Annotated in this window: 15 protein-coding genes; 8 read left to right on the top strand and 7 right to left on the bottom strand. The window is 74.2% G+C overall.

Annotated features, from left to right (window positions below):
- Positions 1-377 precede the first annotated feature (377 nt).
- On the top strand, positions 378-842 hold the full coding sequence (locus CG747_RS03785; protein ID WP_100600166.1) for a DUF6153 family protein: 465 nt from the start codon (positions 378-380) through the stop codon (positions 840-842).
- Between the two features lie 88 nt (positions 843-930).
- Entirely contained in the window at positions 931-1,644 is a 714-nt protein-coding gene (locus tag CG747_RS03780; protein WP_100600165.1) for a DUF305 domain-containing protein, read from the top strand.
- A 58-nt stretch (positions 1,645-1,702) separates the two neighbouring features.
- Here CG747_RS03780 and CG747_RS03775 read toward each other — a convergent pair whose 3' ends face one another.
- Both CG747_RS03775 and CG747_RS03770 read right to left on the bottom strand, forming a co-directional pair.
- Positions 1,703-2,470, bottom strand: a complete 768-nt coding sequence (locus CG747_RS03775) for an SDR family NAD(P)-dependent oxidoreductase (protein WP_100600164.1) — start codon at positions 2,468-2,470, stop codon at positions 1,703-1,705.
- Positions 2,471-2,683: 213 nt separating this feature from the next.
- Positions 2,684-3,322, bottom strand: coding sequence for a TetR/AcrR family transcriptional regulator (locus tag CG747_RS03770; RefSeq protein ID WP_100600163.1), 639 nt, complete (start codon positions 3,320-3,322; stop codon positions 2,684-2,686).
- Between the two features lie 112 nt (positions 3,323-3,434).
- Between CG747_RS03770 and CG747_RS03765 the strand changes: the two genes are divergently transcribed.
- A complete protein-coding gene (locus tag CG747_RS03765) occupies positions 3,435-3,809 on the top strand; it encodes a VOC family protein (protein ID WP_100600162.1) in 375 nt (124 codons plus the stop codon).
- Positions 3,810-3,890: 81 nt separating this feature from the next.
- Here CG747_RS03765 and CG747_RS03760 read toward each other — a convergent pair whose 3' ends face one another.
- A complete protein-coding gene (locus CG747_RS03760) occupies positions 3,891-4,346 on the bottom strand; it encodes a MarR family winged helix-turn-helix transcriptional regulator (protein WP_100600161.1) in 456 nt (151 codons plus the stop codon).
- Positions 4,347-4,517: 171 nt separating this feature from the next.
- Between CG747_RS03760 and CG747_RS03755 the strand changes: the two genes are divergently transcribed.
- A complete protein-coding gene (locus CG747_RS03755; RefSeq protein ID WP_180985379.1) occupies positions 4,518-5,408 on the top strand; it encodes an MBL fold metallo-hydrolase in 891 nt (296 codons plus the stop codon).
- 43 nt (positions 5,409-5,451) lie between these two features.
- Here the strand turns inward: CG747_RS03755 and CG747_RS03750 are convergent, their stop codons facing one another.
- Positions 5,452-5,793 carry an arginase family protein gene (locus CG747_RS03750; protein WP_257980202.1) on the bottom strand — a complete coding sequence of 114 codons (342 nt, stop codon included), beginning with the start codon at positions 5,791-5,793 and terminating at the stop codon, positions 5,452-5,454.
- Complete coding sequence (argJ, locus tag CG747_RS03745) at positions 5,790-6,980, bottom strand: bifunctional glutamate N-acetyltransferase/amino-acid acetyltransferase ArgJ (protein ID WP_100600160.1); 1,191 nt, start codon at positions 6,978-6,980, stop codon at positions 5,790-5,792. Before argJ ends, CG747_RS03750 begins: the two co-directional genes overlap by 4 nt.
- Positions 6,981-7,392: 412 nt before the next feature.
- Between argJ and CG747_RS03740 the strand changes: the two genes are divergently transcribed.
- Complete coding sequence (locus CG747_RS03740) at positions 7,393-8,823, top strand: glutamate-cysteine ligase family protein (protein WP_180985378.1); 1,431 nt, start codon at positions 7,393-7,395, stop codon at positions 8,821-8,823.
- Positions 8,824-8,854: 31 nt separating this feature from the next.
- Here CG747_RS03740 and CG747_RS03735 read toward each other — a convergent pair whose 3' ends face one another.
- Positions 8,855-9,445 carry a MarR family winged helix-turn-helix transcriptional regulator gene (locus tag CG747_RS03735; protein ID WP_374701734.1) on the bottom strand — a complete coding sequence of 197 codons (591 nt, stop codon included), beginning with the start codon at positions 9,443-9,445 and terminating at the stop codon, positions 8,855-8,857.
- A 112-nt stretch (positions 9,446-9,557) separates the two neighbouring features.
- Positions 9,558-10,478, bottom strand: coding sequence for a LysR family transcriptional regulator (locus tag CG747_RS03730; protein WP_100600157.1), 921 nt, complete (start codon positions 10,476-10,478; stop codon positions 9,558-9,560).
- Between the two features lie 200 nt (positions 10,479-10,678).
- Here CG747_RS03730 and CG747_RS03725 point away from each other — a divergent pair, with 200 nt between their 5' ends.
- From CG747_RS03725 to cydC, 3 genes are all read left to right on the top strand, one after another.
- Positions 10,679-11,971 carry a cytochrome ubiquinol oxidase subunit I gene (locus tag CG747_RS03725; protein WP_100600156.1) on the top strand — a complete coding sequence of 431 codons (1,293 nt, stop codon included), beginning with the start codon at positions 10,679-10,681 and terminating at the stop codon, positions 11,969-11,971.
- An 81-nt stretch (positions 11,972-12,052) separates the two neighbouring features.
- Positions 12,053-12,703: an ATP-binding cassette domain-containing protein gene (locus CG747_RS03720; protein WP_374701733.1), complete on the top strand. Its 651-nt coding sequence runs from the start codon at positions 12,053-12,055 to the stop codon at positions 12,701-12,703.
- Positions 12,700-14,376 (top strand): thiol reductant ABC exporter subunit CydC, encoded by a 1,677-nt coding sequence (gene cydC, locus CG747_RS03715; protein ID WP_100600154.1) that lies wholly within the window; start codon positions 12,700-12,702, stop codon positions 14,374-14,376. The genes CG747_RS03720 and cydC overlap by 4 nt, the downstream gene beginning before the upstream one ends.
- Positions 14,377-14,394 lie beyond the last annotated feature (18 nt).

Below are 14,394 nucleotides of genomic sequence, written 5' to 3'. Positions count from 1 at the left end.
GGCCGGCTGCCGGGAACACAGCGGCGGCGAGCGGCGGAAGGTGAAGGCCGGGGAGGCGCCCCGGGCCCTCTCCCCCGGTCCGGGCCCGACGACCACCGCGAACCGACCGCGCCACCCACCGAACGCCCTCCCTGCCCCCAGCGGCACGGAGGGCGTCGGTGCGCGGACGGCACCGCGGACCGCGCCGTACGTCGTGGCGCACCGGGCCCGGACGTACGAACCGGTGCGCGGGCGGGCGAGGGCCGCACCGCCGGGCTGACGCAGGACGCGCCGGGCCGCGGCCAGGACAGGGCAGGCGGCGCTGTGCCCGTCGCCGTTCCACCGCGAAGCGCACCGGACACCCCCTGCCCTATCCTCGGGTCCGGGAGGTCGAGGAGATGCGAACGAGCCGGCGGATGCGGGCGGCCGGTGCCTGGGGGCACCTGCTGCTGGTCGCCGTGCTCGCCCTGGGCGTCTTCGCGATGCACACCCTGGGTCATCCCAGCGGCCACTCCGGCGCCGCGGGCGCGCCCATGGGGACCGCCGCCACCCGCGCGCACCCGGCCCCCGACCACGGCACGGCCATGGCAGCCATGTCGGCCGCGCCGACCGCGGCCCCCGGCCACGCCGTCGCCCACCACGGCGGCAAGGCGTCCTCCCACCCGCCCGGCACGGGAATGGACATGACGTCCCTGTGCCTGGCCGTCCTGGGGAGTTGGGCCCTGGCCGCGCTCCTGTACGGGGCACTGCGCCGCCGGGCCGACCGGCTGGTCCCGCTGCGCGCCGGCGCCCTGGCCCTGCTGCGCCCCAACCCCCCGCCGCGGCCCCCGGACCTCGCCCACCTGTCGATCCTGCGGATCTAGGCCGAACGCCACCGCGGGCGCCCCGCGCTGCCCGCACACCCCGCGTTCACCCCTGGCATCCGCCCAATCGACCGTACGAGGTATCGACATGACCGCGCATCAGCGCACCGCCCGGCCTGCCCGCCGGACCGCCCGCCCCAGGGCCCGCCGCCTCTCCCTCACCGGACTCGCCGCCGCCGCGGCCCTGTCCCTCGCCGCCTGCGGCGGGACCACCGGAGGGGACCACAAGGACGGCGCCGGCCACGGCGGCAAGCCGTCGGCCACGGCCGGCTCCACCACGGGCAACCCCGCACCGGGCCCGGTGGGCGACACGGACGTGATGTTCGCCCAGATGATGATCCCGCACCACCAGCAGGCCCTGGAGATGGCCCGGCTCGCCGACGGCCGCGCCGCCGACCCGGAGATCAAGAAGCTGGTCGCGGCGATCAAGCAGGCCCAGGACCCCGAGATCCAGCGGATGCGGTCCTGGCTCACGGCCTGGGGCAAGCCCGAGTCGGCCGGCGCGATGCCCGGCATGGACCACGGCTCCGGCTCCATGGACCACGGCTCCACGGGCCACGGATCCACCATGTCCGGGATGATGTCCGACAAGGACATGAAGGACCTCAAGGCCGCCAAGGGCCGGGACTTCGACCGGAAGTTCGCGTCGATGATGATCGACCACCACAAGGGCGCGATCGACATGGCCAAGGACGAGCAGCGGCGCGGCAGGAACGCCACCGCCAAGAAGCTCGCCGACGATGTCGTCCGCACTCAGGCCGCCGAGGTCGCCGAGCTGAACAAGATCCTCGACCGGCTCTGATCCCCTGCCCGACCGGCCGCCGCACCCGTCCCACCGGGCCGCGGCGGCCGCGCCGCGCTCAGGCCAGGTATCCGCCGTCGATGTCGAGGACGGCACCGGTGACGAACGACGCCCCCGGGCTCGCGAGGAAGACCACGCCCGCCGCGATCTCCTCCGGGCGGCCGAACCGGCCCATGGGGTTGGCCGCGCGCTGGGCGTCCGCGAAGTCGCCCTCGGGCGGGTTCATGTCGGTGGCCACGCTGCCGGGCTGGACGACGTTGACGGTGATGCCCCGGGGCGCCAGGTCCCGGGCCGCGCCCTTGCTGTAGCCGACGATCGCGGCCTTGGTCGCCGCGTAGTCGGCGACGCCGGGGAATCCGGCGCGGGCGGCCAGGCTCGAACCGACGGTGATGATCCGCCCGCCCTCCCCCAGGACACCGGCCGCGGCCCGGATGGCCGCGGCGACGCCCGTCACGTTGACCGCCAACTGCCGGTCGAACGCGGCGAGATCCCCCGCGACGTCGTCCACCGGGCCGTTCACGGACACCCCGGCGTTGTTCACCAGGATGTCCAGCCGCCCGAAGTCGGCGGCCACGGCCGCGACCAGGTCCGTGACCTGCTGCCGGTCGGCCTGGTCGGCGCGGTAGGCGGCGGCCCGGACACCGGTCCGCTCCAGTTCGGCCACCACGGCCTCGGCCCGAGCGCCGGACGCCGCGTAACCGATCGCCACCGCGGCCCCCTCGGCGGCCAGGGCACGGGCGACCGCCGCCCCGATCCCCCGCGAACCCCCGGTCACCAGCGCGACCTTGCCCGCCAACGCCCCGCCCGCCGTCGTATCGGCAACCATCTCGACTCCCCGCTCCCGCTCGTCAGCGACCCAGGTTTTGGATCGATCGATACCAAACGCTAACACGGTAATGGATCGATCGATACATAACCACGTCGGCCGGAACCGGCGGCACGGCGTCCAGTACGGGGCGGAAGACCAGGGCCCGCCGGTGGGCCACGACCCATGACCACCCGACTCGACCCCGACCTCGGCCCCGACCCCGACCCGGCCCTAGCGGACCGCGTACCACCCCAGGGCCGGTTCGAGTTGATCGAAGACCTGCCCGGCCTCGACGGCGAGGGTCTTGGCGATCCGGGCGTCACCCTGGCCGGCCAGGGTGAGTTCCTGGAGGCGGTCGAACAAGAGGCGGTGTGCGGCGGCGAGTTGGGCGGCGGCGGCCCGGGGCGCGATGTCGCCCGCCGACGCGCCGGTGGCCGCGGCGAGCGCCTCGGCCAGGGCCCGCTCCCGCTGGTCGTGCAGTTCCCGCAGCCGGGCAGTGAGGGTCGGGCTGTCGGCGATCATCCGGGCGAAGGCCGACCCGGCGAACCCCGCGACGGGGTCACGCCCCCGCAGGGCGGTGGCGAAGCCGCGGCGCAGTGCGGCGAGTGCGGACTCCCCCGGCTCCCGGGAGTCGACGGCACGGGCGAGGCTCGCGGCGAACTCGTCCTGGTGGTCGAGCGCCAGATCCTCCTTCCGCGCGAAGTAGTTGGTGACGGTCTTCTTCGCGACGCGGGCGGCGGTGGCGATCTCGGCGATCGTCGTCGCCTCGAAGCCGTGCTGCTGGAAGAGGCGGGTGGCCTGATCGGAGATCAGCTGCCTGGTCTCCTGCTTCTTGGTCTCACGGAGACCCAAGGGGGGCTCGACATCCATACGGCAACTTTACCCCCGACGTAAAAACCTTCTTGACCCCCTCATACCCTCGATCTAAATTTACCCCCGTACTACTTTCATCGGCATTCCCCTCCCACTCCGAGGAGTCCCCATCAACATCACCGCCTCCACCGTCTCGCTGACCGTCGACGACGTGGCCGCCTCCCGCGACTTCCTGACCGCGCACTTCGGCTACACCCAGGCCGCGGCCGCGGACGGCTTCGCCAAACTGACCCGGGAGGACGCGGCCGTCGACATCGTGCTGCTGCGGCGCGGCACCGAGGTGCTGCCCGCCGAGCAGCGCGACCAGCGAGCCGGGGGCCTGATCCTCGCCTTCACGGTCAGCGACCTCGCGGACCACGCGGAGCGCCTGCACCGGGCGGGCGTACCGCTCACCATGCCGCTGCGCGAAGAGCCCTGGGGCGAGCGGCTGTTCCAGGTGACCGACCCCAACGGCGTGGTGCTGCAACTCGTCGAGTGGGCCTGAGGGAGGGGGAAGGGGGACGAAGGGAGGCCGGGGAAGAGGTGACACCCGCCCGGCGGGCGTCGCCCCTGCAGCGCCGTCGCGTCACCCCCGAGCCGGCGGCTCCCCCTCCGGAGAATGCGTCATGGCCCGCACCAACAGGCTCTGCAACGCGGTCTGTTCGGCCTGGGCCAGGCGGGCGAGGGGGGATTGCGCGTCGAGGAGCGCGAGCAGCCGTTCGCGGAGTTCGGTGCCCTGCGGGGTGAGGACCAGCTGCTTGGCGCGGCGGTCGGTGGGGTGCGGTCGGCGCTCGATCAGGTGCTGCTTTTCGAGTTTGTCGACGACGAAGGTGGCGTTGGACGCCTCGCAGCTCATCCGTTCGGCGAGCTCCCGCATCGTCATCGGGCCGCCCAGTTCGCGCAGCGCGGTGGCCTGAGGGGCGGTGAGGCCGAGCGTGGCCGCGCGCCGGCGGATGTGGTCGGCGATCTGCTGGGCCAACCCGTTCACCAGGCCGCACAGCTGGCGCTCCGCGAGGGCCCGCGCTTCCGGGTTCGTCGTCATACGGCCATCGTACCAAGTACAACTAGCCTAAATATTCCGAGCTTGAATGATTCAAGCTTGATGCTTATGGTTGCGGTGCCGCCCCACTCCCGGGGAGGCCCGGCGCGCCGTGCCACCGCGCGGAGCGCCCGCACACCCCTGCCCGCCCCGCCTCCCGGAGGGACCGCGACCATGAGCACTGCCGCACCGAGCAAGGACGAGCGACTGCACCGACCGGCCACCCTCCGATCGCTGCGGCTCGGCGAGACCACGGTGACGTACGTGCCGGACGGCGCGGCGCAGTTGATCCCGCGCCGCTGGCTGCCGCACACCACCGACGAGACCTGGGCCGCGCACCCCGCGTACCTGGACGCCACCGGGAATCTGGTGGCGGGCGTGGGCGGCCTTCTGGTGGAGCGCGGCGACCGCGCGCTGCTGATCGACACCGGCGTCGGACCGCAGTCGCTCCCGGGCGGACCCGGCAGCGCGCACGGCGCCCTGCACGGCGGCGCACTGCTGGACAACCTCGCCGCCCTCGGCCGCGCCCCGGCCGACATCGAGGCGGTGGCCTTCACCCACCTCCACACCGACCACATCGGCTGGGCCGGGCACCTCGCCCCCGGCAGCGACCGCCCCGCCTTCGCGCACGCCGACCATCTGATCGCCGAGCCCGAGTGGACCCACCGCGACCAGCTCGCGGCCCACGGCGCCGGGCCGGCGGTCCTGGCGCCGTTCGCGCCGTACGTCCGGACCGTGGCGGACGGCGAGGAGGTCTTCCCCGGCGTGCGGATACGGTTCCTCCTCGGGCACACGCCCGGGCACGCCGGTTACGAGATCACCGGGGGCGGGCGGCGGCTGATCGCCTTCGGCGACGCCCTGCACTCGCCGATCCAGGTCGACCACCCGGAGTGGTCCGCGGCCCCCGACCACGACCCCGCACTGGCCGCCGACACCCGCCGCCGCCTGGTCGCCGAACTCCGGGAACCGGACACCATCGGCTTCGGCATCCACTTCGCCGACGTGGTGTTCGGACAGGTCCGGCCGGGTGGCGACGGCCCCGCCTGGCACCCGCTCGACGCCTGATCCGGGGCCCGCCGCCCGGCCGGACCACGGTGACGGCGGCCGGCTAGCGGAAGGCCGGGCCCGCGAAGAGCCGGCGCAACACACCCTCCGCGGGACCGGTTTCCATCGCGGAGGCGGCAGCGGCCGGCGCGTATTCGGTGATCCCTGACCCGGCGAGCGAGAAGCCCTCGGCGAGCGCCGTCAGGGCGTCCGCCAGCCGGTCGGGGTGCAGGCCGCTCGGTTCCGGGCAGGACAGTCCGGCGAAGTGGCCGGGGTCCAGCACGTCCAGGTCCAGATGGACGTAGACATGCCGGGCGCCGGTGGCGGCCACCGCCGCGACCAGCCGGTCCGGGTCGTCGAGGGCGGCGACCGGCAGCCGGCCGGCGCGGTGGGCGGGCCGGGTCATGTCGTGTAGTCCGCGTTGACCCGGACGTACCCGGCGGACAGGTCGCAGCCGAACACGGTCGCCGCGCCGTCCCCGAGACCGAGGGTGATGGCGATGTCGACCTCGCTGCGGCGCATCGCGGCGGAGAGTGCGGCGAGCAGGTCCGGGGTCGGCTCGGCCGGGTACACCTCGGTGTCGCCGAAGGCGACGGTGACGCGGTGCGGCACGATGTCGCGGTCGTCGGTGTTCTTGCCGACGGCCATCAGGACCCGCCCCCAGTTGGGGTCCGCGCCGTGCACGGCGGTCTTGACCAGGGGCGAGTTGACGACGCTCTTGGCGATGCGCCTGGCCTGCGCGGCGTCGCGGGCCTCGGTGACGGTGACCCGCAGGAGCTTGGTGGCGCCCTCGCCGTCGCCGGCGAGCTGCCGGGTGAGGTCCAGGCACAGGTCGGCGAGGGCCGCGGCGAACTCCGCCGGATCGACCGGGCCGGCCGCGCCGTTGGCGAGCACCGCCACGGTGTCGGAGGTGGAGGTGTCGGTGTCCACGCTCAGGCAGTTGAACGTGGTGTCGACGGCCGTCCGCAGCGCCCGGTCCAGGTCCTCCGCCGTGAGCGCGGCATCGGTGACGACGTAGGCCAGCATCGTGGCCATGTTGGGCTCCAGCATCCCGACGCCCTTGGCGATGCCGACGATCCGGGCGGCGCCGACCGTGCGGACGGCGGTCTTCGGGCGGGTGTCGGTGGTCATCATGGCCCGCGCCACGTCCAGCGGTGCCGCGGTGAAGGCGCCGGTGCCGTGCCGCGCGGTCCGGTCGAAGTGTCCCCGGATGGTGTCCATGGGCAGTGGGCGACCGATGACGCCGGTGGACCCGATCAGCACCTCGTCCTCCGGGACGTCCAGGATCCCGGCGACCCGGCCGACGACTTCGGCGGCGTGCTCGGCGCCCTGCCGGCCGGTGGCGACGTTGGCGTTCTGCGCCAGGGTGACCACCGCGCGCAGCCTCCGCCCGGCGGCGTGGGCGCGGCTGAGGACCACCGCGGGCCCGGCGAAGAGGCTCTGGGTGAACATGGCGGCGCTGACGGCCGGGCGGTCGGAGGCCACGATCGAAATGTCGTCGCCGTGGTCCCGCAGTCCGCCGTGCCCGGTGAAGGCCCGGAAGCCGACGGGCCATACGAGATCCGCACCATCGGATGAATAGTCATGCCACATGCGGAATACTTTTGCAGGGAGTTGGCGGGCTGTCCAGTGCCGGGCGCCCGCCGCATCGGACCCGGGCGCACGCCGCTTCCGCGCGATGGCCCGATGCGGCGCATGCGGAAGTGATCAGGTTTGCGGCGAGTCGGCCCGGAACATGAATCAACCGCCCCGACGCCCTCCGCTCCACGCGGCGTCCGTCGCCACGGGCGAGGGGCCCTGCGTCACGCAGCCGAGCAGGTCACCAGGCGAGGAAAGGTATTCCAGCCATGCCCCACGTGCCGCCGCTCACGTCGTCGCATTCCACGGCCCCGTCCTTACCGGCCGCAGCCCGCACCCCCGCCCCGCCCACCGAAGACCGCCCCGACGGGCAGCAATCCGCGGCGGGTTGCCCGACGCCGCGGACCCTCGACACGCGTCCGCGCGGATGAGCCGGCCCGCCCCCGGCCGGGACGGTGGACCCGCCGCCCCCGCGCCCCGCCGGCGCATCGGCCTCGAACTCGAATTCCCGGTCGTCGCACGGGCCACCGGACGGGGCATGGACCACGCCACGGCGGCCGAGCTGTGGCCCGCGTTCGCCGCCCGGGACGCGTCGTGGAGCCTCGCCCGGGAGGAGGTCACCGGCATCACCGTCGGCGTGACCCGGCCGCACGGGGAGTTCGCGGACCACGTGAACACCGACACCGGCATCTGCACCGTCGAGCTGTCCCTGGCCCCCGCGGAGACGGTCGGCCAGGCGGTGGCGGACGCCCACGCCGTACTGCGCGACCTCCGCGGGCTGCTCGACCCGCTCGGCCACACCGTGCTCAGCGCCGGCATCCAGCCGCGCACCTGGTTCGACGCCGCCCGCAAGACCCGGAAGGACTGGTACCTGCTGCTGGCCCGGCGCTGGCACTACCACCACTGGTTCGTCCCGATCGCCTCCCACCAGGTGTCGGTGGACGTCGCACCGCACGAGGCGGCCCGCGCGGTGAACGTCCTCGGCGGCTTCGCCGGGGTCTTCACGGCCCTCACGGCCGGTTCGCCGATCGCCCGGGGCCGGATCCAGCCGTGGAAGGAGACCCGGAACTGGGTGTGGCACGAACGGAGCAGGCGGGTTCCGGCCGAAGAGGCCCGGTACACCTCCAACACCCTTCCGGAGGCCCCCTACCCGGACATCGGGGCGTACATCGAGCACTACTGGGCGTCCCACCTCTACTTCCTCACCAACCGCAAGAGCGGCGGCTGCGAGGTGCTCGGCGGCGCGTCGTTCCGGGACTTCCTGCTGTCCCCGCAGCCGGTCCCGGCCCGGCCGCTCACCGGCGAACGGATCATGGTCACCCCCGAGCGGAACATGCTCGACCGGATCCACCAATACGGTTGGCCGGCCGCCAAGTTGCACTACGGCTTCGACGCCGGCACCCACCTCGACGACGTCCGCGCCGCCCTCGCCCGGGGCCGGATCGGACCGTACTTCGAGGAGCACGCGGTCGACTGCTACGTGGAGAACCGCACCAGCGGCGTCGCCCCGCCGGGAGAGGAGGGCGTCGCCGCGGCCCTGACCCTCGGACTGGTGGAACGGCTCGACGAGGCCGAGGCGCTGCTGCACAAGGTCCCCTGGGACGACTGGCGCACCCTGTGGATCCGCGCCAGCCGACACGGACTCGAAGCGGAGGACGCCGGCTCGCTCGCCCGCATCCGGGAACTCCTGGAACTCGCCGCCGACGGCCTGCGCGCCCGCGGCGCCGGGGAAGAAGCCCACCTCGCACCGCTGTTCACCCGCCTGGCGCGGCGCGAGACCCCCGCCGACCGCATGCTGGCGGCGTTCCGCGAGGGCGGCGTCCCCCGCCTGCTCGACGTCTTCGGCCACACCCCCTGACACCACCGGCCCCGACACCGCCGGCCCGCCGTCACTCCTTCGACCGGCGCCGCCCACTGCGCCGCGGCGCCGGCTCGGCCCCGTCGAGCAGGCTCAACCGCCGCTCCTCGCCACGGACTTCGACCTGCTCCACCACCCGGCGGAGCAGCTCCGCCACGCACCGGCACTCCCCGCCGTCGAGCCGCCCGGTGACGAACGCCTCCTCGGCGTTGAACTCCGGTACGACCCGGCACATCAGGGCCTCGCCCTCCGGTGTCAGGCGGAGCAGCACCAGCCTGCCGTCGCCGGGATGGCCGGCGCGCCGCAGCAACCCCCGGGACTCCAGGGTCCGGACGACGCCGGTGAGCGTCCCCTTGGAGATCCCGACCTCCTCGGCCACGTGCCGGGACTCCGACTCGCCCCGGATCCACACCACCCAGAGCACCACGAACGCGGTCCACGTCAGGTCCGGGCCGCGCAGCACGGAGTTCTCGACGTGCTGCCGCACGGCCGAGGCCGCGCGGTGAATGCCCGCGACCACCGCCATCTGTTCGCAGTGCACCGGAAGGCCGCCGAGCTTCACCTCGACCATTCTCCCGATCTCCTCAACGGAACGCTGGCCCAGCACGGACCCCTCCTCCATCGGCGGCGCACCCCGTGTCGCACGGTGCGGGCACGGGACCGTTCGGAGCCAAAATATACGCACCAATCGGTACAAAAAGGTGAATCACACGCCGGGCGGAGGGGCGCCGCCGTCACGCCGTCCCGTCGTTCTCCTCCCCCGCTTCCGGGAGCCAGTGCGACATGAAGGGCCGACTGGTGGCGAACTCCCGGAACTTCACGGCGGCCGCGGAGGCGTAGGCGTCCTCGTGCCAGACCAGCGACAGGATCCGGTGGCAGTCGGGGGCGTCGAGGCGCACCCAGGCGCCCTGGTGGCGGGTGGCGACCCGGCGGGACATGGCCGGGACGAGGCCGATGCCGAGGCCGGCGCTGACCAGGTCGCCGCTGGCGCCCGGCTCGTCGCCCTCGCAGGACAGCTTCGGTGTGCGGCCCTCCGCGGCGAAGAGACGCTCCAGCAGGGCGCGGGGCCAGGTCCCGACGCGGGTGGTGACGAAGGGCTCGTCGACGATCTCGCGGATGGTCACGCGGTCCCGGTCGGCCAGCGGGTGGCCGGACGGCACGGCGAGCAGCACCTCCTCGCGCGCCAGCTCGACGGTGCGGAGGTTCGGGCCGGTCAGCGGCTGGGAGGCGATGCAGAAGTCGACCTCCCGGGCGCGCAGTCTGCGCTCCATCTCCTCCGCGGTCGACTGGTAGAGCCGCACCTCGGCACGCGGGTAGGCGGTGCGGAAGTTGCCCAGGAGGTGGGTGAGGGTCAGCAGGGTCTCGGCGGCGACATAGACCCTGCCCAGGACCTGGTCGCGGGCGTCGAGCAACGCGCGCCGCCCGTCGTCGAGTTCGCTCAGCGCGCGCTCGACGTGGCGCAGGAACGTCATGCCGTACTGGTTGAGCCGGATGCGGCGGCCCCGCCGGTCGAAGAGCGGTGTGCCCACCTCGGCCTCCAGCCGGGCGATGGCCCGGCTGAGCGAGGGCTGGGCGACCCGGAGTTCCTCCGCGGCCCGGCTGACGTGTTCGTAGCGGGCCACGACCTGGAAGTAGCGCAGCTGCAGGAGATCCATCGTCGACCTTTCCTTATGCCTGTGGAGCATCATCACATGGCAAAACCGGTCTTGGAGTGCACAAGCGAAGCTCTCTACCGTCGACGCAGGGGCCACCGCACGGGATGCGGTCGGAGCGTCCGCCGCCTGTTCTCGGGGGAGCGGTGGCCCCCTGTCGTCCACCCACCACCTGACGCCGTGCCAGCGGGAGAGGCGGAACCATGACCGCTGTGGAGCTGGCCCGATTGCAGTTCGCGGCCACGACCGGCATCCACTGGTTGTTCGTGATCCTCACCATGGGACTGGTCCCGCTCGTGGCGCTCATGCACACCCGGGCCGCGCTGACCCGTGATCCCGTGGAGCGGGCCGCGCGGGAGCGGATGACGCGCTTCTGGGGGCAGCTCTACGTCATCAACTACGCGGTCGGCATCGTCACCGGCCTGGTCATGGAGTTCCAGTTCGGGCTCAGTTGGAGCGGTCTGAGCAAGTTCGCCGGCAACGTCTTCGGCGCCCCGCTGGCGCTGGAGACCCTGATCGCCTTCTTCGCCGAGTCCACCTTCCTCGGCATGTGGATCTTCGGTTGGGGGCGGCTCCGCAGGGGCGTGCACGTCACGCTCATCTGGCTGGTGGCCCTGACCGCGTACGCCTCCGGGTACTGGATCCTCGTCGCCAACGGCTTCCTCCAGCATCCGGTGGGCTACGAAGTCCGGGACGGCGCCGCGTACTTGAGCGACTTCGGGGCGCTGCTCACCAACCCCAGCGCCCTGCTCGCGCTCGCCCACCTCACGCTCGGCGCGCTGACGACGGGCGGCGTCTTCGTCGCCGGGGTCAGCGCCTTCCACTTCGCCCGGGGCACCCAGGAGACCGTGCTGTTCCGCCGCTCCCTGCGCCTGGGGATCGTGGTGGGCGCGGTCGCCTCCTTCTTCGTCGTCATCGTCGGCAACCTGCAGTTCCCGCTGCTCGACCGGACCCAGCCCAGGAAACTGGCCGCCCTGGAGAACAGCGGCGTCGCCCCCTTGCAGGCGCAGCTCGCCGCGCGGTTCGGGCCCGGCGACTACGTGCCCCCGCACGACTGGCTGCGGATCTCGATGGACGTGATGACGATCGTCGGGAACACCGTGTCCACCATCACGTTCTTCGCCGTCTTCCTGCTGTGGAAGGACCTGCTGGTCCGCCGGCGCCCCCTCGCGTACCTGATGACGGCGATGATCCCGTTCCCCTTCCTCGCCTCGGTGGGCGGCTGGGTCTTCCGCGAGGTCGGGCGTCAACCCTGGCTCGTGTACGGGCAGTTGAAGGTCGAGGACGCGGTCTCCCATGTCAGCAGGACCGCGCTGGCGGTGTCCTGCGCCACGTTCGTCGCCGTCTTCGTCGCGCTGGCGGTGACGAACTGGACCCTGATCGCCCGCTTCGCCCGCCGCGGCCCGGACGCCACGCAACTCGGCGCCACCGAACCGCCGGCCGACGACGGGCCCGTGGACGGCCCCGACCGGAGCGAGCCGGTCCCGGCGTTCTGAACCGGTCCGACCGGCACGTACCCGGGGCGCGGCGCGCCCGCGCTGGACGGCGTCGCGCTGTGCGTCCGGCCCGGCGAGCACGTGGCCCTGGTCGGCCCGAGCGGCGCGGGCAAGTCCACCCTGCTGGCGCTGCTGCTCGGGCTGGTCGCGCCGGACACCGGCCGGGTCACCGCGGGCGGGATCGACCTCGCCGCCCTCGACCCCGAGGCGTGGCGGGCCCAGATCGCCTGGGTGCCCCAACGCCCCTACCTCTTCGCGGCGTCCGTCGCGGACAACATCCGCCTCGGGCGCCCCGGCGCGACCGACGAGGAGGTACGGGCCGCGGCGCGCGCCGCCGCGGCCGACGCCTTCATCGAGGAACTGCCCCAGGGGTACGCCACCCCGCTCGGCGAGCACGGCACCGGTGTCTCCGCGGGCCAGCGCCAGCGGCTCGCGCTGGCCCGCGCCTTCCTCAAGGACGCGCCCGTACTGCTCCTCGACGAGCCCACCGCCCATCTCGACCCGGACAGCGAGGCGGCGGTGACCCGGGCCGCCGTCCGCCTGATGCGGGGCCGCACGGTGATCGTGGTGGCCCACCGCACCGCGCTGCTGCCGCACGCCGACCGGGTGCTCACGGTGCGGGTGGGGCGCGTCACGCACGCACCGGGGTACCCCGCAGGCCGTCCGGAACCCCTGGCCGCGGAGCACCCCGGCCACCCGCTGCCCGAACCGGCTTCCGGAGGACCCCGATGACCGCCCGCCGGCCGTGGCCCACCCTGCGTCTGCTGCGGTGGCTCGCCCCGTACTGGCCCCGGCTGCTGCCCGCCGCCCTGTCCGCGGCCGCCGCCGAACTGGCCGCCACCGGCCTGACGGCCACCGCCGCCTGGCTGATCACCCGGGCCGCCGAGCGGCCCCCGCTCGCCGCGGTGAGCGTCGCCGCCGTCGCCGTGCGGGCCCTCGCCCTGGGCCGCGGCGTGCTGCGCTACACCGACCGGCTGCTCGGCCACGACGGGGTGCTGCGCGCCGTCGCGGGCTTCCGTACCCGGGTCTACGCGGCGCTGGTGCCGCTGGCCCCGGCCGGTACCCCGGCGTTCCGCAGCGGCGATCTGGTGACGCGCCTGGTCGAGGACGTCGACGCGGCCCAGGATCTGCTGCTGCGGATCCTGATCCCGGCGGCCGCGGCGTACGCGGTGGCCGCCACCGCGACCGGCGTCGCGGTGGCGCTGCTGCCGGCGGCCGGGCTGCCGCTGGGGCTGCTGTCGGCCGTGGCCGGGCTGCTGGTGCCGGCCGTGGTGCTCATGCTGTCGGGCCGGGCGGGGCGTGCGGAGAAGGCGGCGCGCGCCGATCTCGCGGCGCGCACCGTGGACCTGGCGCGGGGCGCGGCGGACCTGGCGGTGTTCGGCGCCGAGGCCGCGGCCCACCGGGCGATGCACCGGACCGCCGCCCGGATCGCGTCGCTGGAGCGCCGCAAGGCGCTGACCACCGGCCTGGCCACGGCCTCGGTGCTGCTGCTCCAGGGGGCGGCGACGGTCTGGGTCACCGTGCGGGCGCTGCACGCGCACGCCGCGGGCGCGTTGCCGGCGGTGCATCTGACGGTGCTGGCCGTGCTGGCCCTGGTGTCCTTCGAGGCCCTCGCGCCGCTGCCGGCGGCGGCCCGCCGGCTGGCCGAGGTGCGGGTCGGCGCGGGACGGCTGATGGCGGTGCTCGACACCCCGGCGCCGGTGACCGACCCCGTCGACGCGGCCCCGCTCGCCCCCGCCGGGCGGCCCACGGTGGAGATCTCGGGCCTGCGGGTGCGCCGCCGCCCCGGCGGGCCCCCGGTCCTGGACGGGGTGAGCTGCACGCTCTCGCCCGGCCGTCGCACCGCGCTGGTCGGCGCCAGCGGCTCCGGGAAGTCGACGCTGCTGGCGGCGCTGTTGCGGTTCGTCGAGTACGAGGCGGGCAGCATCCGGATCGACGGGCGGGAGCTGCGGGAGTGCCGCGGCGCCGACGTGCGCCGGGTGATCACCGGCATGACCCAGGACGCGCACGTCTTCCACACCACCGTCCGCGCCAACCTGGTCCTGGCCAAACCGGACGCCACGGACGCGGAGTTGTGCGCGGTGGCCCGCCGGGCCAGGCTCCTGGACTGGATCGAGTCGCTCCCCGACGGCTGGGACACCCTGCTGGGCGAGGACGGCGCCGCGCTCTCCGGCGGTCAGCGGCAACGCCTGCTGCTGGCGCGGGCGTTGCTCGCCGATCCGCCGGTCCTCGTGCTGGACGAGCCGACCGAAGGGCTCGACCCGGAGGCCGCCGACGAGGTGCTCGCCGACATCCTGGACGCCACCCGGGGCAGCACCACGTTGCTGATCACGCACCAGGTGGCGGGCCTGGCCGCGGCCGACGAGGTGCTCACCCTCGACCGCGGCCGGATCCGGGCCGGGTGACGGCAGGAGGGGCGGGCG

Source organism: Streptomyces sp. CB02959, from assembly GCF_002803155.1.
Lineage (GTDB): Bacteria > Actinomycetota > Actinomycetes > Streptomycetales > Streptomycetaceae > Streptomyces.
This window is presented reverse-complemented; position numbering and strand designations above follow the sequence as displayed.

Coding starts and splice junctions, on each gene's coding strand:
- CG747_RS03785 (WP_100600166.1), top strand. CDS start 378: ATGCGAACGAGCCGGCGGATGCGGGCGGCCGGTGCCTGGGGGCACCTG.
- CG747_RS03780 (WP_100600165.1), top strand. CDS start 931: ATGACCGCGCATCAGCGCACCGCCCGGCCTGCCCGCCGGACCGCCCGC.
- CG747_RS03775 (WP_100600164.1), bottom strand. CDS start 2,470: ATGGTTGCCGATACGACGGCGGGCGGGGCGTTGGCGGGCAAGGTCGCG.
- CG747_RS03770 (WP_100600163.1), bottom strand. CDS start 3,322: ATGGATGTCGAGCCCCCCTTGGGTCTCCGTGAGACCAAGAAGCAGGAG.
- CG747_RS03760 (WP_100600161.1), bottom strand. CDS start 4,346: ATGACGACGAACCCGGAAGCGCGGGCCCTCGCGGAGCGCCAGCTGTGC.
- CG747_RS03755 (WP_180985379.1), top strand. CDS start 4,518: ATGAGCACTGCCGCACCGAGCAAGGACGAGCGACTGCACCGACCGGCC.
- CG747_RS03750 (WP_257980202.1), bottom strand. CDS start 5,793: ATGACCCGGCCCGCCCACCGCGCCGGCCGGCTGCCGGTCGCCGCCCTC.
- argJ (WP_100600160.1), bottom strand. CDS start 6,980: ATGTGGCATGACTATTCATCCGATGGTGCGGATCTCGTATGGCCCGTC.
- CG747_RS03740 (WP_180985378.1), top strand. CDS start 7,393: ATGAGCCGGCCCGCCCCCGGCCGGGACGGTGGACCCGCCGCCCCCGCG.
- CG747_RS03735 (WP_374701734.1), bottom strand. CDS start 9,445: ATGGAGGAGGGGTCCGTGCTGGGCCAGCGTTCCGTTGAGGAGATCGGG.
- CG747_RS03730 (WP_100600157.1), bottom strand. CDS start 10,478: ATGGATCTCCTGCAGCTGCGCTACTTCCAGGTCGTGGCCCGCTACGAA.
- CG747_RS03725 (WP_100600156.1), top strand. CDS start 10,679: ATGACCGCTGTGGAGCTGGCCCGATTGCAGTTCGCGGCCACGACCGGC.
- cydC (WP_100600154.1), top strand. CDS start 12,700: ATGACCGCCCGCCGGCCGTGGCCCACCCTGCGTCTGCTGCGGTGGCTC.